General features: G+C 38.3%; 17 protein-coding genes. 1 reads left to right on the forward strand and 16 read right to left on the reverse strand.

Features of this window, described 5'->3' with window-relative positions; all coding sequences use genetic code 11:
- Positions 1 to 12: 12 nt before the first annotated feature.
- On the reverse strand, positions 13 to 1,224 hold the full coding sequence (locus tag B5V89_RS06035; RefSeq protein WP_235598278.1) for an ROK family transcriptional regulator: 1,212 nt from the start codon (positions 1,222 to 1,224) through the stop codon (positions 13 to 15).
- Between the two features lie 400 nt (positions 1,225 to 1,624).
- On the opposite strand from B5V89_RS06035, the gene B5V89_RS06040 reads away from it, so the two are divergent.
- Positions 1,625 to 4,048, forward strand: a complete 2,424-nt coding sequence (locus tag B5V89_RS06040; protein ID WP_244913450.1) for an NEW3 domain-containing protein — start codon at positions 1,625 to 1,627, stop codon at positions 4,046 to 4,048.
- A gap of 122 nt (positions 4,049 to 4,170) precedes the next feature.
- Here the strand turns inward: B5V89_RS06040 and B5V89_RS06045 are convergent, their stop codons facing one another.
- The 15 genes from B5V89_RS06045 to B5V89_RS06115 all read right to left on the reverse strand — a co-directional run bounded on the left by B5V89_RS06045 (position 4,171) and on the right by B5V89_RS06115 (position 19,520).
- Entirely contained in the window at positions 4,171 to 5,352 is a 1,182-nt protein-coding gene (locus B5V89_RS06045; protein WP_108070974.1) for a DHH family phosphoesterase, read from the reverse strand.
- 122 nt (positions 5,353 to 5,474) lie between these two features.
- The gene (locus B5V89_RS06050) at positions 5,475 to 6,245 is read right to left on the reverse strand and encodes a fumarylacetoacetate hydrolase family protein (RefSeq protein WP_066228175.1); all 771 of its coding nucleotides are present in this window, start codon (positions 6,243 to 6,245) and stop codon (positions 5,475 to 5,477) included.
- A 71-nt stretch (positions 6,246 to 6,316) separates the two neighbouring features.
- A complete protein-coding gene (locus tag B5V89_RS06055; RefSeq protein WP_066228178.1) occupies positions 6,317 to 8,494 on the reverse strand; it encodes a malate synthase G in 2,178 nt (725 codons plus the stop codon).
- 15 nt (positions 8,495 to 8,509) lie between these two features.
- A complete protein-coding gene (locus tag B5V89_RS06060; protein WP_066228180.1) occupies positions 8,510 to 9,583 on the reverse strand; it encodes an NAD(P)/FAD-dependent oxidoreductase in 1,074 nt (357 codons plus the stop codon).
- A 1-nt stretch (position 9,584) separates the two neighbouring features.
- Entirely contained in the window at positions 9,585 to 9,914 is a 330-nt protein-coding gene (locus B5V89_RS06065) for a (2Fe-2S)-binding protein (protein WP_066228184.1), read from the reverse strand.
- Between the two features lie 36 nt (positions 9,915 to 9,950).
- On the reverse strand, positions 9,951 to 11,039 hold the full coding sequence (locus B5V89_RS06070) for an NAD(P)/FAD-dependent oxidoreductase (RefSeq protein WP_066228187.1): 1,089 nt from the start codon (positions 11,037 to 11,039) through the stop codon (positions 9,951 to 9,953).
- The gene (locus B5V89_RS06075; RefSeq protein WP_066228190.1) at positions 11,029 to 11,352 is read right to left on the reverse strand and encodes a (2Fe-2S)-binding protein; all 324 of its coding nucleotides are present in this window, start codon (positions 11,350 to 11,352) and stop codon (positions 11,029 to 11,031) included. The genes B5V89_RS06070 and B5V89_RS06075 overlap by 11 nt, the downstream gene beginning before the upstream one ends.
- Before the next feature lie 15 nt (positions 11,353 to 11,367).
- The gene (locus B5V89_RS06080) at positions 11,368 to 12,168 is read right to left on the reverse strand and encodes an ABC transporter permease (protein ID WP_066228193.1); all 801 of its coding nucleotides are present in this window, start codon (positions 12,166 to 12,168) and stop codon (positions 11,368 to 11,370) included.
- Positions 12,165 to 13,088 (reverse strand): ABC transporter permease, encoded by a 924-nt coding sequence (locus tag B5V89_RS06085; RefSeq protein ID WP_066228234.1) that lies wholly within the window; start codon positions 13,086 to 13,088, stop codon positions 12,165 to 12,167. The genes B5V89_RS06080 and B5V89_RS06085 overlap by 4 nt, the downstream gene beginning before the upstream one ends.
- 4 nt (positions 13,089 to 13,092) lie before the next feature.
- Positions 13,093 to 14,160, reverse strand: coding sequence for an ABC transporter ATP-binding protein (locus B5V89_RS06090; RefSeq protein WP_066228196.1), 1,068 nt, complete (start codon positions 14,158 to 14,160; stop codon positions 13,093 to 13,095).
- 15 nt (positions 14,161 to 14,175) lie between these two features.
- Positions 14,176 to 15,255, reverse strand: a complete 1,080-nt coding sequence (locus B5V89_RS06095) for an ABC transporter substrate-binding protein (protein WP_235598279.1) — start codon at positions 15,253 to 15,255, stop codon at positions 14,176 to 14,178.
- A gap of 195 nt (positions 15,256 to 15,450) precedes the next feature.
- Positions 15,451 to 16,575: an NAD(P)/FAD-dependent oxidoreductase gene (locus B5V89_RS06100; protein ID WP_280523954.1), complete on the reverse strand. Its 1,125-nt coding sequence runs from the start codon at positions 16,573 to 16,575 to the stop codon at positions 15,451 to 15,453.
- Positions 16,576 to 16,614: 39 nt separating this feature from the next.
- On the reverse strand, positions 16,615 to 17,637 hold the full coding sequence (locus B5V89_RS06105; protein ID WP_066228200.1) for an ABC transporter ATP-binding protein: 1,023 nt from the start codon (positions 17,635 to 17,637) through the stop codon (positions 16,615 to 16,617).
- The gene (locus B5V89_RS06110; protein ID WP_066228203.1) at positions 17,634 to 18,626 is read right to left on the reverse strand and encodes an ABC transporter ATP-binding protein; all 993 of its coding nucleotides are present in this window, start codon (positions 18,624 to 18,626) and stop codon (positions 17,634 to 17,636) included. Before B5V89_RS06110 ends, B5V89_RS06105 begins: the two co-directional genes overlap by 4 nt.
- A 15-nt stretch (positions 18,627 to 18,641) precedes the next feature.
- The gene (locus B5V89_RS06115) at positions 18,642 to 19,520 is read right to left on the reverse strand and encodes an ABC transporter permease (RefSeq protein ID WP_108071037.1); all 879 of its coding nucleotides are present in this window, start codon (positions 19,518 to 19,520) and stop codon (positions 18,642 to 18,644) included.
- Positions 19,521 to 19,575: the final 55 nt, after the last annotated feature.

Here is a 19,575-nt window from a genome sequence, read left to right on the forward strand (position 1 = left end):
TTTTTACAATACCTATGAATGTTTAATGATACTTTCATGTTCTCGTAAAAATAGTGAAACAGCTCCTAAAACCCCTGCGTTGTCCCCTAACTGTGATGTGTAGATTTCTACTGAACTCGGAAGATATTGATTCACAATTTCACGTACATTAGGTAAAATTTGTTCAGCTGATTTCGAAACACCACCTCCTAAAATAATGATCTCCGGATTTAGCAAACTGGCAGCATTGACAATTCCATAGCTTAAATGATCAGTTGCGTCATCTATAATTTGCTGGGCTATTTTGTCACCAGCTTGTGCTAATTTAAAAGCAGTTTCCGCACTTAAATCAGTGTTTTTTACTGCTTCAAATAATGGATGTTCACTCTGGTTTCGAATCTTCTCAGTTAGTTTTTCCCCAATTGATTTTCCTCCGGCTACACTTTCTAAATAGCCATATCGATAAAAAACAGGTTTAAAATTGCTTTTCACATCTTTTTTATCAGTTACCATATAACCCATTTCTCCAGCGGCACTGGAGGAACCACGATACAGTTGATTATTAATAATAATGCCGCATCCTATCCCTGTCCCAATAGCAATAAAGAGTACATTATTCTTATTTTTGGCCTTGCCAAGCCATTGTTCCCCAAGGGCAGCAACATTCACATCATTGTCAGCATAAATTGGAAATGAGAAATATTTTTTCGCTTCGTTTATAATGGAATAATTGAACCAATTTAAGCTAGGTGCCTCTACTACCAAACCACTAATTGTATCGGTGATTCCTGGTATCCCCACTCCCATTCCTAAGATCGTTTCTTGGGCAATCTTTTCCTTATCGATTAGCCAATCCACTTCCTTGGAAATGTGACTTAACAACCCCGTTTCCAAATATTCATTTGTTTTAAAACTATTTTCAGCTACAATATTGCCACTTAAATCACTGATGATTATTTTTACTTTTGTTCCACCAATATCGATTCCGATAACATAAGCAGCCTTATGATTAAAAAATAATTGTATCGGTCTTCTCCCACCTTGGGAGGAAGCTTCACCAATTCCTTTTTCAATTACCCAGTTATCGTTTATAAGTTCATCCACCAATATCGATACAGTTGGTTTACTAATTTTAATTTTTGCTGAAATCTCTGCTCTCGATATGGGAGCGAAGTCTTGAATACATTGAAGCACTCTTTTTTTATTGATAGATTTCATTTCCATCGGTGTTCCTTTTAAGCTCATAACATCACTGCCCTAATCTTTTTGGTTAGTAAAGTTTACTAATTAACTAAAGATAATATAACCTATTCGGAAAACGTTTACAATATATTTTTTGAATATTTTTATTTACAAACCTATTCGGATTAGTTAGTTAGGTTTTAATTACTTTTTTAAAAAATAAAGAGTATTTACATTATTCAATCGATATGTTATTTATTAGTTAAGGTTTTTTGGTCCTGTTAGTTAGGAATATTAACTAACCTACTAAATACCTAGGACAAAAGGGGTGACTTACATTTAAAACCTTAACTAAAAAAATGAAAGGGGTTACACAAGTGAAGAAACTATTATATGCATTGCTATCCATTTTATTGGCGGTTACTATTATTCCTCTAAACGGGAACGCAAAAGAAGCAAAAAAGTGGATGTAGATTTATGGAATGCCGTAAAGCCACTTGAAACAACGGTTACCTTTTTAAATACGGGTGCCCATCCCGATGATGAGCGAAGTGACTTTCTAGCTTACTTATCACGAGGATTAGGTGTGAAAACATCAAGTCTTATCGCCAATCGTGGAGAAGGTGGACAAAATGAAATTGGAGATGAGCTAGGTAATGCACTCGGCATTATTCGATCACGCGAAATGATTGAAGCGGCTAAAATCACCGGTGTAAAAGCCTATCATTTAAGTGAGACTACCTCTGATTCTATTTATGACTTTGGATTTTCAAAAACTCCGGAAGAAACGTTAAGCAAATGGGGAGAAAAGTTAACTTACGAACGTTTAATTAGATTCATACGTACTTACCAGCCGGATATCGTTATGCCTTCCTTCCGTAATGATGACACCCAACATGGGCACCACAGAACAATGGAAATTCTCAGTGAACGCGCATTTAAGGATGCTGCTGATCCCACTGTATTTCCAGATCAATTAAAAGAAGGTTTGTCTACTTGGCAAATTAAAAAGCTGTACTTACCATCAGGTTCTAAAGATCCTGTCACAACGACTTTAGAAATTGGGATGTATGATCCAATTTATGGAATGACCTATCCACAGCTTGGTGAACAGTCACGTTATATGCATAAAAGCCAAGGAATGGGCTCTGATATTCCAGCAGAACCAAGGCAATTTAAATTAGAGTTACTGTACTCCGCTGTTCAATCCAAAAACAGCAATGAACTTTTTGCAGGTATTCCTTATAATTTTTTTGAATGGGCACAAACCCTTCCTGCAAAAGAAAAAGGTTTAAAAAGACAATTCACAAAATTCCAACAAGAACTTAACCAAATCATTCATTCCTATCCAAATCGAGACCGTATTTTTATAAAAACGCAAAAAGCATTGAAAGATGTAAGAAATCTAGTAAAGAAAACGAAGAAAGCAAAGTTAAATAAAGAAATGAAAGCCGATCTGCTTCATAAGTTTTCACTTAAAGAAGAACAACTTCAAACTGCAAGCATCATCTCTTCAAATTTAGAAGTAACTGCAAAAGCACAATCAAACATACTTACAAAAGGGCAAAAAACAACAGTCCAAGTGAGCTTAAATAACAATGGAAAACAAAAACTTAAAAAGGTAAATGTTTCACTAAACGTACCAAAAGGTTGGAAAGTAAAAAGTAAGACCGGAAGCAAGGATTTAAAACCGGGAAAAAAATTAAATCTTTCATTTGAGGTGAAGGTTCCAAAAGATGCTGAGTACTATCATGCATACAAACAACCTGCTATCCAAGCCAATATACAATATGAATCATCAGGAACAAAAACGGTGCATGTTCAAGAATTAGAAGGTACTGTAGCGGTACTTCCTGATGTAAGCGCAACATTATCACCTGAAAATATTGTTGTAAATACAGCGAACGTTCAAAAGGAAATTCCCGTTATCGTTAAGCTCAAAAACTACCGGGAAGGAAAAACAAGCTCATCCGTCCGCTTAAAAATCCCTGCTGGATGGAAGGTTTCACCTCAAACATCAAAGGTAAATTTTGATAAAAAGCTAGAAGAAAAAGAAGTAACATTCAAACTCGCACCACCAAAAAACATCCAAGAAGGTGATTTCAATCTATCTGCAGTAACAGCTGTAAACGGAAAATCCTTTGACTCTACGATTCAGGAAATAAAATATGATCACATTGGTACCTTTTACTATCAATATCCTGCAGAACTAAAAGGCGTAGCTTTTGAACTACTAAAACCGGACCATTTAAAAGTAGGATATATTGATAGTGGTTTTGATAAAGTAGCAGATTATTTAACAAACGCAGGATTCGATATTACGAAACTATCAGAAGCCGATCTTGCAACTGGGGACTTAAATCAATATGATACTATCGTAACAGGTATCCGTGCGTATCTGTCACGTGATGATCTATTGCAAAATAATGCTCGCCTTCTAAAATATGTAGAAGATGGTGGACATTTAGTCGTTCAGTATCATAAACCAGGTGACCGTTGGGACCCGCTACAAACAACACCTTATAAGTTGAAAATTGGCGACCCATCCATTCGCTGGAGAGTAACAGATGAAAACGCTAAAGTGACCGTGCTAAAGCCAGATTCTCCATTATTCAATTATCCGAATAAAATTACTGATAGTGACTGGGATAACTGGATTCAAGAACGAGGTCTCTATTACCCGATGGAATGGGATAATCAATTTGAAACCTTTGTAAGCATGGCCGATCCAAACGAAGATCCATTTACAGGAGGCATCCTCATGGCGAAATATGGAAAAGGAACCTATCTATATACCAATCTTGTATTCTATCGCCAAATCCAAGACCAAGTTCCAGGAGGATACCGAATCTTCACAAACCTAATTAGTTATGGTAACAATAAATAATCGTAATATGCGATGTGTTTCACTGTCCACAGTTTGTTTTTTCTAATTTGAGACCGCGATTCATCAATTAATACCGTTGTTAGATTAAACCGCAGAAAATTACTACTTTCTGCGGTTTATGTTTATTTTTTATAAGGTGAAAATCCCATCAAATGATCAATCCACTCCGCATCACGAACCAAGGTAGCAGCGTATTCTTTCTTTAAATACTTTTCCGCTGCCTCAAAAGAAGGAAAGTCTGTTTCAAGTGGCTTTTGATTCACTTTAATCTGCCAGTCCCCTTTGCCTTTCTGATAAACAAATATCGCTTCATCATTTTTACCTTTATAGAACGAGCCATCCGGAGAGCCTTTTAGATTATATTGATTGTTGTATGCATCGCGCTTCAACGGTTCGGAGTAAAATGTCTGTTCAACGAATTGCTTGAATGCCTTTTCTGTTAAATTACAACCTGATGCTTTGCGATGACCACCTCCGTCATATAGTGCCGCGATTTCGGATACATCCACATTATCATGAATTGTTCGAAGGCTGATTCGTTTACCACCGACCATGACCATCGCGATATAGTCGAGATGTGTAAATTCCTTCGATAATTCATTTCCTAACTCCGAATGATAGTTTTCCGCGTGGACAACCCCGACTAAATGGTCGTCAATGGTCATTTGATAAACTTCCCGTTTCTTTCTGTTTATGTATCGTGTTACCCTGCTTTCTTCTACATGAAGCAACTTGCTTTCGATTTCATCGAATTGGAAAGGCTCATCGTCCTCAAGTTTGGAAAGGATTTTTTCTTCAAATTCCTCGATACTAATCATGAAAAACAAATCATTAAGCTGCTTCGCCATGAAATTCTGATTAGCATCCCATTCCCACGTATCGTACTGTCTCACCAATTCAACGAATTCATCAGCACTCTTTGTTTTCGTTAACAGCCCTTGTTCCACTAAATAGTCATACAGAAGTGAAGTTGCGGATGTCAGTTTTCCGTCTTCTTGCTCTACTGTTACAGCCGCCCAAGAATGCTCATTCAAATGCAAAGCCGATTTATGATGATCAATTAATAACGCCTCTCCACCGCCTGCCACATACTCATTTATTTTCTTTTCATTATCCTCATTCACGGACAAGTCAGTAATGATCAATCGCTCGTTGCCTGTAGCATTTTCAAGAAAATATGCCACCGAATGATTAAGTCTTCCAATTGAATTATAACTGACCGTCACCTGATTACCTAAAGCCAGCTTCGCAATAATTCCGCAGCCCACTCCATCCAAATCGTTATGTGAAAAAAGATGATACATCATATTCCTCCTAAAAAACAGATAGTTGTTAGCGTTCCCTACTATATAATAATTTATCCAATAAAAAAAAACAGTCCTTACATTCCAGTAAGGACTAACAGTGGGCTCGGTCCAAATCCCAATCAGGTAAGTATATTTGCCGTTACAAAACTATTTTGAAGTCTACCAATCTCTTTAATTTCACATTCAATCACGTCTCCTTCTTCCACGAATTCTGCACCGACAGGGCTTCCTGTTAAGATTACGTCACCTGGTTTAAGGGTCATGACGGTTGAAAGATAGGAAATCATCTTACGGATCGGAATAATCATTAATTCGGTTGCACTATTTTGCTTTTCTATATCATTTAGTCTTGCTTCAACGCGAATTTGGAATGGGTCGAGTTCCGTTTCAATAACCGGCCCTAAAGGTGTAAATGTATCAAACGATTTGCCGATGGTCCAATGTCCATCTTGGTGAAAATATTGGGGAGCTGTTACATCATTGGCAACCGTATAGCCAAATATGTATTCTAGCACTTCTGTTTCATGTATATTTTTTGCTTGCTTTCCGATGATAATCGCCAATTCCGATTCAAATTTTACTTGGTCAATTCCTTCTGGAATGACAATGCTTTCCCCCGTTCCGATAACAGATGATGTTGGTTTAAAGAAGAATACAGGAATGTCCGGAAGTTCACTAGGTAAATCATCCACTTTTGAAACATAGTTTGCTCCTATTCCAATGATCTGATTGGGCTCTAAGGGGGCCAATAATTTCACCTCATTTTCTACGAATTCCTTACCTGTAAATTCCCAATCCCCAAATATATTCCCTTTTATTTCTTTAACGGCTCCCTCTGTCATCACACCCGTATAAACGGTAGAATCAGCTTGAAATCTAGTAAATTTCAATGTACATACTCCTCCTATCGACTAGTCTTCAAATAAGAGCATCCTATATGTAGAATGCCCTCGATTGTCTATTATTGTTTCACAGCAAATTTCGCCTTCGCTTCTAAACGGCGACGATGTAAAATTGGTTCGGTATATCCATTTGGTTGATCATAGCCTTTAAAAACAAGGTCACAGGCAGCTTGAAAGGCGATAGAGTTGGCGTAATCTTCCGCCATAGGATGGTATTTAGCATCTCCTGCATTCTGTTTATCCACTACTTTTGCCATTCGCTGTAACGTTTCTAGAACTTGATCCTTTGTGCATATTCCGTGATGGAGCCAGTTCGCGATATGTTGACTCGAAATTCGTAGAGTTGCTCGATCTTCCATTAATCCAACATTATTAATATCCGGTACTTTGGAACAGCCAATTCCTTGTTCTACCCAGCGAACAACATATCCAAGAATACCTTGTGCATTGTTGTCCAATTCCTGTTGAATCTCTTCTGGACTCCAATCAATCTGATCGGCTACCGGTATGGTGAGAATATCACGTAGCAAATCCCCGTCCTCTTTTTCCAGCTCTTTCTGCACTTTTGTCACATCCACTTGATGATAGTGAAGTACGTGCAAGGTAGCGGCCGTTGGTGATGGGACCCAAGCCGTATTTGCACCTGCTTCTACATGGCCGATTTTTTGTTTTAACATGTCAGCCATTAAATCTGGCATCGCCCACATTCCTTTACCAATTTGTGAGCGGCCTTTAAGTCCACTCTCTAAACCAACCATTACATTAGATTTCTCATACGCCTGCAGCCATTTCGATGATTTCATGTTATTTTTACGAATCATTGGGCCGATTTCCATTGATGTATGAATTTCGTCCCCAGTTCGATCTAAGAACCCTGTATTAATGAAGACAATTCGATCCTTCACTTCACGAATGCAAGCTTTCAAGTTTACTGATGTACGGCGTTCCTCATCCATCACACCAATTTTTAACGTGTTTCGCTTAAGCCCAAGTAGGTCCTCCACTCGGTCAAAAATTTCATTACTAAATGCTACTTCCTGTGATCCATGCATTTTTGGCTTTACGATATAGACCGAATCCTTTGAAGAGTTTTGATAGTTTCCATTCCCAAGTAGAGAATGTTTGGCTAATAAACTCGTAAACACGGCATCTAACATTCCTTCGGGAACTTCCTTACCGTCCTGGTCTACGATCATGTTACTAGTCATTAAATGTCCTACATTTCGAACAAACATGAGTGAACGGCCCTTTAAATGAATTTCCTCACCTGTAACAGCCGTATACACGCGATCAGGATTAAGCGTTCTAGTGATTGTTTGGCTCCCTTTTTTAAAAGTTGCACGTAAATCACCTTTCATTAATCCAAGCCAATTTCGATATACAAGCACCTTGTCCTCAGCATCTACTGCAGCGACCGAATCTTCACAATCCATAATCGTCGTTAATGCTGCTTCCAAAAGGATGTCTTTAATCCCCGCTTCATCTGTCTGACCAATTGGATGGGTACGGTCGATTTGAATTTCTAGATGAAGACTATTATTTTTCAATAAAATAGCGGACGGCTCCCCTGCTGCTCCTTGGTAGCCAATACATTTAGATTCATCTTGGAGACGAGTCGTTTGTCCATCACTAAGTAAAACAGATAATTTCCCTTCAACAATAGAATATTTGACCGCATTACGATGGGAAGCTTCTTTTAATGGGACTGCTTGATCAAGAAACTCTCTCGCAAATTGAATGACCTTCTCCCCTCGAATGGGGTTATAGCTTCCTCCTTGCTGGGCTCCCGCTTCCTCACTGATCGCATCCGTCCCGTACAATGCATCGTAGAGACTTCCCCATCGTGCATTTGCGGCATTCAGTGCATAGCGTGCATTATCAACTGGTACGACAAGCTGTGGTCCTGCTTGAATCGCTACTTCATCATCGACATTTTCCGTCGTTATATTAAAATCATCAACCTCTGGCTCTAAGTAACCAATTTCTTGCAAGAATGATTGATATTTATTAAAATCAAACTCTTTATTTTCACGGTGCCATGAATTGATTTTGTTTTGTAAATCATCGCGTTGGGCCAATAATTCCCTGTTTTTTGGAGTCAAATCTTTTATAAGGGTTTCTAAACCGGACCAAAACTGCTCCTGATCCACCTTACTTCCAGGAAGCGCTTCTGCATTAATAAATTCATAGAGTACTTGTGCCACTTGTAAATTACCTACTTTTACAAAATCCTTCATCGTCTCTTTTCCTCCTTATTTAAACCTTTCTATCGAATATGGGGCAATCGATAAGGATGTATCTCCGTCGACTAATAATTCTGTCATTAATGTCCCTACTAAAGGAGAAAGCGTGATCCCACTATGCATGGTAGCGACATAAAGATTTTCGACAGAGGGAACTTTCCCAATAATCGGCAGCCCATCTTCCGGGACAGCACGAATACCTGAAAAAGCTCGGACAACCTTTGCCTTGCCAAGATCAGGAATATAATACATAGCCATATTTGCCGTTTCCTGCATAACGTCTAATGTAGTGGAACGATTAAAACCGGCCTCTTCCATGGAATAACCAATTAACACTTCCCCATTATTCGCTTGTCTCATTCCACTGATCGTATAATTGATAAATGGCTTTAGAGGTTCGGTTACAAGAATTTGCCCTCTTACTTGGTTTACTGGAATATGGACGCCTAGCATTTTTCCCAATTCCCGTGACCATGTGCCCCCAGCTAAGATGACGTTTTTACAAGTGTACTCGCCCTTTTTGGTAAAAACGATAAATTGATCGTTTTTCTTTTGAATATCGATTACTTCATTATAATAAGAATACTCGATACCATTTTTCTTAGCCGCTCTCATATACATATCGACAAGTCTGAAGGGATTCACATTTCCATCGATTTTGCTAAACGTAGCCCCAGCAACATTTGGATTAATGGAAGGTTCCTTTTCAATCACTTCTTCCCGTGATAAAACCTTTATTTTAATACCAATTTCACGATACGATTCCGCCAATCGTTTGGCCTTATCTCGATCTTTTTCATTAAAAAACGGGGAGAGTCCACCCGTTCTTTTATATTCCACATCACCTATTTTTTTTGATAAATAGGGATATAGTTCAGCACTATACATACTAAATTCAGCATAGGACGATGGCGTTTTATTATGTACCCAAACCCAAGCTTGAGTGGACCCCGAAGTACCGGAAAGGGGATATTTTTTGTCGATTACGAGGACACCCTCTTTATATCGTTCAGAAAGATGGTAGGCAATACTATTTCCAATGACTCCTCCTCCAATGATAATCGTTTCATAGGACGTATTCATTTTATCTCACCTTCCCATCTTCGAGTTCAACCTCATCTAGAACAGATTTCACTGCAGAAAAATGTTGACTATTTGTGGATAATGTTTCTATTGAAATTGGAGATACGGGCATTCTTGTTCGTGGTAGCGGGATCTCCTCATAATTTTTTCCTGTTTGTTCGCGGATCATTTGTGACACTATATCTGCACACATCTTTGCTTGACATGGCCCCATCCCACATCGTGTGATTCGTTTAATATCATCAAAAGATTCCGCCCCTAAACGAATCACCTCTTCAATTTCCTCCACGCTTAATTCCTCGCAGCGGCAAATAATCGTTTCTTTATCCATATAATTCTCCTTTCACCCACTCCAGATTTGTTTTCTCTAAGAAATAAATTGATTCTTCAGTTTAGGATGGAGGAAATTTTCGATGTGTGTCATTCTTTCTAACCACAAATGTTCATCTTGTTTGGACTCTATTATTTTTATCTCTTTAAATAATGAATCTCTTAAGCTATTCGCTTCGTCGACCTTCAATACGCCAAGATCCTCACACACACTGATACCAGCGATCATTCCTGTTAATAAGATGGAACCATGAAAGGATACCCCTGCAGCATTCCCACCTAGGTAAACCTTTTCTTGACTGGACTGGAAACGCTCATTATATTGAGGGACCCACCCCCCGAGTTTTTCTTGATAACTAAACGAACAATCCAATTGGTAAAATACCTCTGTAATCGGTTTTCTCCCTCCGTCTACACAAACAAGATCAACATGGAACGTTTTTACTTCCTGATCCTGTTGTACATAAACCTCTTCCACCTGACCATTTCCCCCTACTTCCTTAATAAAAGAATTAAGATAAATGGGGATGCTTGCTTGTTTGATTAGATTTATTTTATCCGTATCCCGGGCTGTTAATTTAGTTGATTTTTCAATGATTCCTTCAATTTCTACGCCAACTTGTTTAAGTTGAATCGCTACATCAAGCGCAAAATCACTTGAGCCGAAAATAACCGCTTTTTTCCCCGGAACGACAAAATCCCGATTGACTAAAGTTTGCGCAGCACCAATCGTCATAACGCCTGGCAACGTCCATTTCAAAAATGGAACGGCCCGTTCAGCTGCGCCTGTTGTCACAATCACTTTTTTTGCTGATATTGGAAAAACATTTTCCCCATCGGACACACCAATACTTCCGTCTTGATACAATCCGATAAATGAATGATTTAATAAAATTTTCACGGGAAATTCATGTAATTGATTGATTAATAATTCGGCTAATTCAAAGCCTCTCATTGGCGGGTATTGAGATGGCAGCATTGACAACATTTGAGTTTGCTGTGGAAGCTGGCCGCCAAGATAACTAGATTCGTCAATGATCACAACATCCAGCCCTCTCGATACGGTCTCATAGGCTGCCAATAGTCCAGCAGGACCCGCACCGATGATAAGTACATCAGTTTCCATGATTATTCCCCCTCACATCCGGATCTCCGATATTCGGAAATACCTCCATCCCATCCTCAACCATTTTCATACATGTTCTAACATGGTCCTCCCCATTCACCGTCATATAGCAGCTGCAGCAACGACCACGAGAACAGAATAAGCCTCTAGCTTGCATCAGTTTTCTGCTTTCCCCGAACTTTTTGACATCATTCGCTATTAATGCTGCGGCTATTGTTTGTTGTTGATAGGCGCGAAGTGGTTTTCCATTGAAATAAATCGTAACGGGATCGTGTAAACGCTCTCCCAATATTGGATGGTTGTTGATATGCATGATAACACCTACTTGTTAGTTTTTGGATGCAAATACCTTTCCAACACCTAGTACTCTTTCGATTACAATCATTAAAATAATAGTAAATAAAATCATGATGCTTGAAATTGACGTAATGATAGGATCGTATTGGTACTGCATATACGTATAGATTCTAACGGGCAACGTTACAACATCAGTACTGACAATAAACAAGGCAACAGTCAGATCATCAAACGAGGTAATAAAAGCAAAGATACAGCCCGCAATAACTCCTGATTTAATAATCGGTAAGGTAATGTGAAAAAATACTTTCCATGAACTCGCTCCTAGATTCATAGCCGCCCGTTCAATGGAACGATCAAAGTCAACTAAACTAGCAACGACTAGACGTAGCACAAACGGAACAGTTAAAATGATATGTCCAATAATCAAGGCAAGCGGACTCGCTGCAAGTCCAATCCATGAATAAAATTGAAGAAGCGCGACTCCAAATACGACTGAAGGAATTAACAGTGGTGAGCCAATCAACTGTACAATTGCTTCTTTTCCTTTGAATTGGTTTCTTACAACAGCAAGTGATGCAAATGTGCCGATAATTGTCGAAATTATGGCTGTTCCAAGAGCAACAACGATACTAAGAATTAACGATTGCATAAATTCAGGATGATTGATTAATTCAGTGTACCATCGTAATGTCAATCCCTTTGGGGGAAATGTAATGTATTCCGTTTTCGTTAAAGATGAAAGTAAAACTACCACAATCGGCGCCAGTAAAAAAATATATACGATTATACAGAATGTGTTTAATGTAAGTTTTGGAAGTCTTTTTCTCATTGGATGGCGACTCCTTTTTCAGAATAAGCTAGTATTCGACTATAGATGACAATCGTGATAATCGCTAAAAAGATAAGAAGGAAACCAATCGCTGAACCGTATGGCCAGTTCAACATTACAGCTGTTTGCTCATAAGTTAAGTAGGACATCACTTTTACTTGTGGTCCTCCAAGAATTGCTGGTGTAACAAACGAGCTTACACTTAAGCTAAATACCATTACCGAACCGGCAAAGATTCCTGGTAATGTTAGCGGTAACATTACGGAAAAGAAGGTTCTTAAAGAACTTGCTCCAAGATTTTGCGATGCCCGAATGACAGACGGGTCGATTCTTTCAAGAGAGCCCATGATCGTTAATACCATGTAAGGAAACAAAACATGAATCATGCCTAAAATAACGCTGAATTCTGTATAAAGTAAGGTAAGTGGTTGATTAATAATACCTAAATCCATCAGCGTATTATTAATAACCCCTTTATTAGAAAGAATAATCACCCAACCATACGAACGTATCACCATACTAATTAATAATGGCGATAATACAATGAGAGTTAAGTAGTTTTTCAATCTTCCCTTCGCTTTTGAGATTTGGTAGGCCACCGGATAGGAAATGATGATTGTGATCAATGTCGTTAACAGAGCAATTTTCACCGTCCGCCATAAAACGCTCAAATAAAAGGAATCAGATAGGAACTTTACATAATTTTGAATTGTCCATTCACTTCCAATTCCACTATTAGCATCAAAAGTTTTGAAGCTAGTAACAAAAAGAAAAACTAATGGAAGTAAAAAGAAAAAGATAAAGATAAGTAGTGTCGGTAGTAGTAGCAACCAAACATCTAGTTTTTTTCTAGCATTTCTCTTCCTTTTTTGCTTAAGTAACAATGATTGTTCTTGATTCGTTACGATATCTCCTTGCATCAAGTTAACTCACCTCTTTTGAAGGTAATAAATCCTCTGGTTCCCAATACGTATGAACATTCTTTCCCTCTTCAATATGATTAGGATTTAACTCCGTATTTGATATATCTGCAATGAGTTTTTTCTCTTTAACATTTAAAATGTATCTTGTTTTGGAACCGAGAAATAATTTTCTTTCTACCCGTGTTTGGAAGCCTTTGCCCCCTTCCTCCTGTGATATTTTGACCTTTTCCGGTCGAATAAAGAAGTTCATTTCTTTTTTTCCAGAAGTTTGAACGGCCACAAGCTGCTCATTACCATAAAAATTGATTTTGCATAAATTGTCTTCAAAGGTTTCAAGAATTTTCCCTTGTACTTGATTTACTTCACCAATAAATTGCGATACGAAGTCTGTTTTTGGCTGATTATAAATGGTGGCGGGATCATCTACTTGTTCAATACATCCACCATTCATTACAGCAATACGATCAGATATAGCTAGTGCCTCTTCCTGGTCGTGAGTAACAAAAATGGTCGTAATTTTCACCTGTTTCTGTATTGCAACAATTTCTTCTCTCATTTCTTGGCGCAGCTTTGCATCAAGATTACTTAAAGGCTCATCTAGGAGGAGCACTTTTGGTTTAACGACCAATGCCCTTGCCAATGAAACACGTTGCTGCTGGCCTCCTGATAATTCCTTTGGGTATCGGTGCTCATAACCAGACAACCGAACCATTTCTAGTGCCTCTGCCACTCGTGTCTTGATTTCATTATTAGGAACCTTGCGCAGCTCTAATCCGTAAGCAACATTATTGAAAACTGTCATGTGGGGAAACAGAGCATAATTTTGAAAAACCATGCCCATTTCTCTTTTATTTGGCGGAAGCAAGTGAACGGGAGACCCGTCCACCATAACTCTTCCTTCATCAACATCCAAAAAGCCAGCAATCATATTTAAGGTTGTTGTTTTCCCGCATCCAGATGGACCTAAAAATGAAATGAGCTCCCCTTGCTGAATATCTAAACTTAAACGCTTAACAACTTCGACTTGATTGAATTTTTTGACAATATTTTGCAAACTTAAATAACTCATTCTATCACCTCTTCATTAATGCGAGATTTCAATTTCTTTATTTGCTCTCTCCGTCCATTCTGCACGTTTTTCATTTACAAGCTTCCAATTTACTTTAATCAATTTATCAATTTCAGCCTGTCCATATGGAACCTTCTTCGTGATATCTCCCTCTAATTTCACATTTTTATTAACCGGACCGTCAAACAATGCTTCGGCAAAATCTTTTTGTACTTCTTCACTTAATACGAAATTCACAAATTTTTGAGCTAAATCATTATTAGGTGCATTTTTTACAACACTAATCGTAGACATTAATGCGATCGCACCTTCCTCAGGGATAACATATTCTATTGGGAATCCAGTATCTTGTAATGTATAGACACGGCTGCTTCCCCACGCACTCGCTACCGTTTGTCCTTGTAAAAAGTAGTTCGATACGTCTGCTGTTTTGTCAAAAGTGACTGCATTCTTTGCGATTTTTTTCAAAGCTTCAAAGCCCGGCACAATATTTTCTTCACTTCCCCCATTAGCTTTCGCGGCCATGATAAGCAAGTGAACACCATAAGTGTTTGCAATCGATGGTAGAACTAGATTCCCTTTAAATTTTGGGTCTGCTAAATCATTCCAAGATTTCAATGGCTCCCATCCATTTTTCTGAAATGTTTCTTTGTTATAAGCAAGTCCTGTTGAAATAATTCCAAAACCAACACCGATGTTATCTTCATCTTTTGCAATATCATATAAATTTTCCAAATTCGTAACCACTTTTTCATCTAACGGTGCTAATAGTCCAAACGCTTTTGCTTGTGCCTGTGGACCATCATCTAAAAAAGCAACATCAATCTGTGGGTGCGCCTTTTGTGCTTGAAGCTTCGATAATGTGTCGACAGAACTTCCCGTTATATACTTGACTTTGACACCATACTTCTTTTCAAACTTTGGAATAACTGCCTCCTTAATTTTTTTCTCATAACTCCCACCATACGCAGCTAAGACTAACGTTTTGTCACTACTGCCGTTACCTTTATTCGCTTGATTTCCTGTTTTATTTCCACAAGCCGACATGATGATAAGGAAAAGGCAAATGAATAATACAAAGAATTGTTTTTTCAACTTTGTTCCCCCTTGTTCAATTTTGTGATAGATAAAAACAAGCTTAATCAGATAATATCCAGTCGAGAATCACACCCCTTTCTCTAATCTCTGTCACTAATTTTTTAACAATCTAGTAAATTATAAAGTTATAATATTATATTCTATTGAAGTAAAGAGTTATGCTATTTCTGTTGTTCTAGATAGTTGATTTCTTTAGTTAACATTCAAACGATTTCTAAGGGGATTGTAAGCTGTAATATCAATTTCCGTATCTTCACCCATTGCTAGATTTGCAGCTAGTGATCCAACATATGGGCCCATTGTTAATCCCGAAGCACCTAGTCCGTTGGCAATGACTATTCCTTTTAAAGTAGGAATTGGTCCTAAGTACGGTAATATATCCTGCCCAGCTGGTCTAAATCCAATTCGTACTTCCTGCAAAGTGCCCTCTGAAAGGCCCGGTGCCACATGGAGTGCTTCGTGAAGAACCTCCTTTAAACCCGCTGCGGTTACACGATAATCAAATCCGGAACCAGTTTCTCGTGTTGCACCAACGACAACCCTTGAATCATCAAACGAAACAAGATAATGGCTGCTTTGCGGGAGGATAACCGGCCATTTTGAGGTATCCTGATCCGGAAGTTGTAAATGGACAATTTGCCCACGTTGTGGTTCAACTGGAATATCAATTCCAAGTGGAGACAGTAGCTCTGGAGCCCATGCACCTGCTGTTATTACCACAGCGTCAGCCGAAATAAATTCATCATTTACATAGGCACCAATTACTTTCTCGTTTTTAATCTCGAGCTTGGCGATACCAGTATAGGAATGTGCACCATGTTTTTCTGCTCCTCGTATAAGAGCATCTCTTAGTAATCGACCATCCACTCTTGCGGCTCCTGTGACATGAACAGCTTGTAAATCTTCTCTTAAAGGAGGAAATAGTTGGCGAGCTTCTTCGGCTGACAGCCGTCTAATTTCACCTACTTCGGGATTTTCCTTTTGGCGAGCTCTAACCTTTTGTTCGATTATGTTCAATTCCTCCTCATCATTGCTAACAGCCAACGCACCAACTAACCCATAACCAAGATTACATTCCCCATCTTCCTCTAGTTGAGAAACGAGAGAAGGATAATAGCAAGCTCCACCTTTAGCCAATGTATAAAAATCTTGATCATCGACCCTAGATATCCATGGACACACAATACCAGCACCTGCAGCAGTAGCCTGGCCTTCATGTTGTTTATCAATAATAATTACTTCTGCTCCTTTTCTAGCCAAATGGTAAGCAGTACTAGCTCCAACAATTCCAGAACCTATAACAATTATTTTCATTATTTCACTGCCCTTCTCATTTTTTATTCCATCACCGTTCAATCAGGATACAATATTTTGTAGTGGGTGATGACAAGCTACAAAATGTTCATCCCTAATTTGTCTTAATTTTGGTTTTTCAACTTTACATTTTTCCATACCAAATGGACATCTAGGATAGAAACTGCAGCCGGTTGGTAAATTCGTTTGATCAGGTAGATCATCTTCTAAAATGTATTGTTCCTTACGATCTCTTAAAGTCGGATCAGGTATTGGTACAGAAGCGATTAAACCGCTCGTATATGGATGGAGGGTATGCTTAAAAAGTCCTTCCTTTGATGAAAGCTCGACGACTTCCCCCATATACATGACAGCGATTCGATCACTAATGTATTTTACTGCAGGAATTCCATGTGCAATAAATATATAAGTTAAATTAAATTTCTTTTGTAAATCCATTAATAAATTTAATATTTGTGCTTGAATAGAAACATCTAAAGCCGAGACTGGTTCATCACAAATAATTAACTTTGGTTTTAATGCTAAAGCTCGAGCAATTCCAATTCTTTGCCTTTGGCCGCCACTAAATTCATGAGGATATCGACTAGAGAATGATCGGTCTAACCCAACGGTTTCCATTAATTCGTAAACTGCTTGCTCTAATTCCTTCCCTTTTGCTACTTTATGGGTACGAAGTGGTTCTGCGATAATGTCGAATACTCTCATTCTAGGATTAAGAGAGGAAAATGGATCTTGGAAAACCATTTGGATATCCTTTCTAATTCTTTGCATTCCACGTTCTGATAGTTTAGTAATATCAGACCCTTCGAAAATGATTTTTCCATCTGTAGGTTCAATCAAGCGCAAAATGGTATTTCCAGTTGTAGATTTTCCACATCCTGATTCGCCAACTATTCCTAGTGTTTCTCCTTTCTTCACAATTAAATTTATTCCATCCACAGCTTTTATATACTGCTTTGTTTTCCCAAAAAAACCTGAAGAAATAGGAAAATATTTTTTTAACCCTTCAATTTCTAATAGTGTTTCATCATCCTTTTTTAAATTATCGTTGGTGGTAACGGTCATAGATTAATCACCTCTTCATCTCCATGAAGCCAACATCTCACTTCAGCTCCATCTCCTGTTTGAACTAAAGGAGGCTCTTGATTTCTACAGATATCCATTGCGAAAGGACATCGTGGATGGAATTTACATCCAGTAGGCATTTCGGAAGGTATTGGTACATTTCCTTCAATTGATTCTAATTGATCCTTTAATTGGTGTATTTTTGGTGTACTATTAAGTAATCCCTTTGTATAAGGATGCTTTGGATTTTTAAAAATATTAAAAACATTATCTTGCTCAACAATTTGACCGGCATACATGACAATCACTCGATCCACCATTTCGGCAACTACACCTAGATCGTGAGTAATCATAATAATGGATGTTCCATATTCTTCACTCAGTTTTTTCATTAGCTTTAATATTTGCGCTTGGATGGTAACATCGAGGGCAGTTGTCGGTTCGTCCGCTATTAACAATTGTGGATTGCAGGATAATGCCATAGCAATCATGACCCTTTGCCTCATTCCTCCGCTAAGCAGATGAGGAAATGAATAAAAGTGTTTTTCCGCTCGCGGTATTCCTACCTTTTTTAACATTTCAATTGCTTTCTTTTTCGCTTCTGACTTATCTACATTTTGATGGAGTCTAATCGCTTCCGAAATTTGACTTCCGACAGTAAACACTGGATTTAAGGAGGTTAATGGCTCTTGAAAAATCATTGAAATTTTATTTCCTCTTATTTGCTGCATTTTCCGCTTGGAGTACTTCAATAAATTTTCTCCATCAAACAGTATTTCCCCACCAACAATTTTTCCAGGTTCACTAACTAATTGCAGAAGTGATAGTGACGTTACACTTTTTCCACAACCTGATTCACCGACAATACCGACCGTTTCTCCTTTTTCAACTGAAAAAGACACACCATTTACGGAAGCAACCGTCCCACTTTCTGTAAAGAAATGTGTTTGCAAATCCTTCACTTCTAATAGTGTCTGAGTTTTGGCCATGTTGTTACCCCCTTCCTATTTTCTTCCTTGTGTTCGTGGATCTAATACATCACGAAGCCAATCACCTAAAAAGATAATTCCAAGAGCCGTAATCGTTATGGCAATCCCGGGGAAAGTGGCTAACCACCAGTTCGTAGCTAAATAATTCCTGCCATCCGTCAACATTCCTCCCCATGAAACAGTTGGGGGCTGTATCCCTAACCCAAGAAAACTTAAAGATGCTTCCAAAATGATTGTTGTAGCAACACTTAAAGTTGATATAACAATAAAAGAGGAGATAATATTAGGAAAGATATGCTTTAACATAATCGTCGCATTTTTTGTCCCAATAGACCTTGAGGCCCTTACAAACTCCCGCTCCTTAATACTTAGTACCTCCCCCCTTACAACCCTTGCATATGTAACCCAGTTGGTAAATCCGATGACGACAATAAGTACCATAATGCTTGGTTCAAATACAGCTAGAACTACTAAAATAAATAGAATACTTGGAATCGCAAGGAAGGAATCCACGATTCTCATTAAGATATTATCGATTACTCCACCGTAATATCCTGCAAAAATCCCGACTAAGATGCCGATGATACCGGCTAAAATAACTGAAAAAATTCCCACTAACAATGACACTCGAGTCCCGTATATGATTCTACTTAAAATGTCTCTACCTAAATTGTCTGTTCCAAGTAGATAAGTCGTAGAGCCTCCGTCCAACCATGCAGGCGGCTTCAGCATGTCTCCTAAATTATTTGCAGCAGGGTTATGAGGAGCTAAAATATTCGCAAAAATAGCAATAAAGACAACAGCAAAGACAATGAAGAACCCCGTTGTGCCCGTCTTACTTCGGAGTAATAATTTTATTAAACGGAAAAGACGGTTATGTTTTGTTTTTGTGATCGGTTTATTTACATCAACGACTGCATCCCGATTTACATTTACTTCCACTTTCTCA

Origin of the sequence: Heyndrickxia sporothermodurans, from assembly GCF_003055045.1 — a bacterium.
Classification (GTDB): Bacteria; Bacillota; Bacilli; order Bacillales; family Bacillaceae_C; genus Heyndrickxia; species Heyndrickxia sporothermodurans.

Coding starts and splice junctions, on each gene's coding strand:
- B5V89_RS06035 (WP_235598278.1), bottom strand. CDS start 1,224: ATGAGCTTAAAAGGAACACCGATGGAAATGAAATCTATCAATAAAAAA.
- B5V89_RS06045 (WP_108070974.1), bottom strand. CDS start 5,352: ATGTATCATCTTTTTTCACATAACGATTTGGATGGAGTGGGCTGCGGA.
- B5V89_RS06055 (WP_066228178.1), bottom strand. CDS start 8,494: ATGAAGGATTTTGTAAAAGTAGGTAATTTACAAGTGGCACAAGTACTC.
- B5V89_RS06060 (WP_066228180.1), bottom strand. CDS start 9,583: ATGAATACGTCCTATGAAACGATTATCATTGGAGGAGGAGTCATTGGA.
- B5V89_RS06065 (WP_066228184.1), bottom strand. CDS start 9,914: ATGGATAAAGAAACGATTATTTGCCGCTGCGAGGAATTAAGCGTGGAG.
- B5V89_RS06070 (WP_066228187.1), bottom strand. CDS start 11,039: ATGGAAACTGATGTACTTATCATCGGTGCGGGTCCTGCTGGACTATTG.
- B5V89_RS06075 (WP_066228190.1), bottom strand. CDS start 11,352: ATGCATATCAACAACCATCCAATATTGGGAGAGCGTTTACACGATCCC.
- B5V89_RS06080 (WP_066228193.1), bottom strand. CDS start 12,168: ATGAGAAAAAGACTTCCAAAACTTACATTAAACACATTCTGTATAATC.
- B5V89_RS06085 (WP_066228234.1), bottom strand. CDS start 13,088: ATGCAAGGAGATATCGTAACGAATCAAGAACAATCATTGTTACTTAAG.
- B5V89_RS06090 (WP_066228196.1), bottom strand. CDS start 14,160: ATGAGTTATTTAAGTTTGCAAAATATTGTCAAAAAATTCAATCAAGTC.
- B5V89_RS06105 (WP_066228200.1), bottom strand. CDS start 17,637: ATGACCGTTACCACCAACGATAATTTAAAAAAGGATGATGAAACACTA.
- B5V89_RS06110 (WP_066228203.1), bottom strand. CDS start 18,626: ATGGCCAAAACTCAGACACTATTAGAAGTGAAGGATTTGCAAACACAT.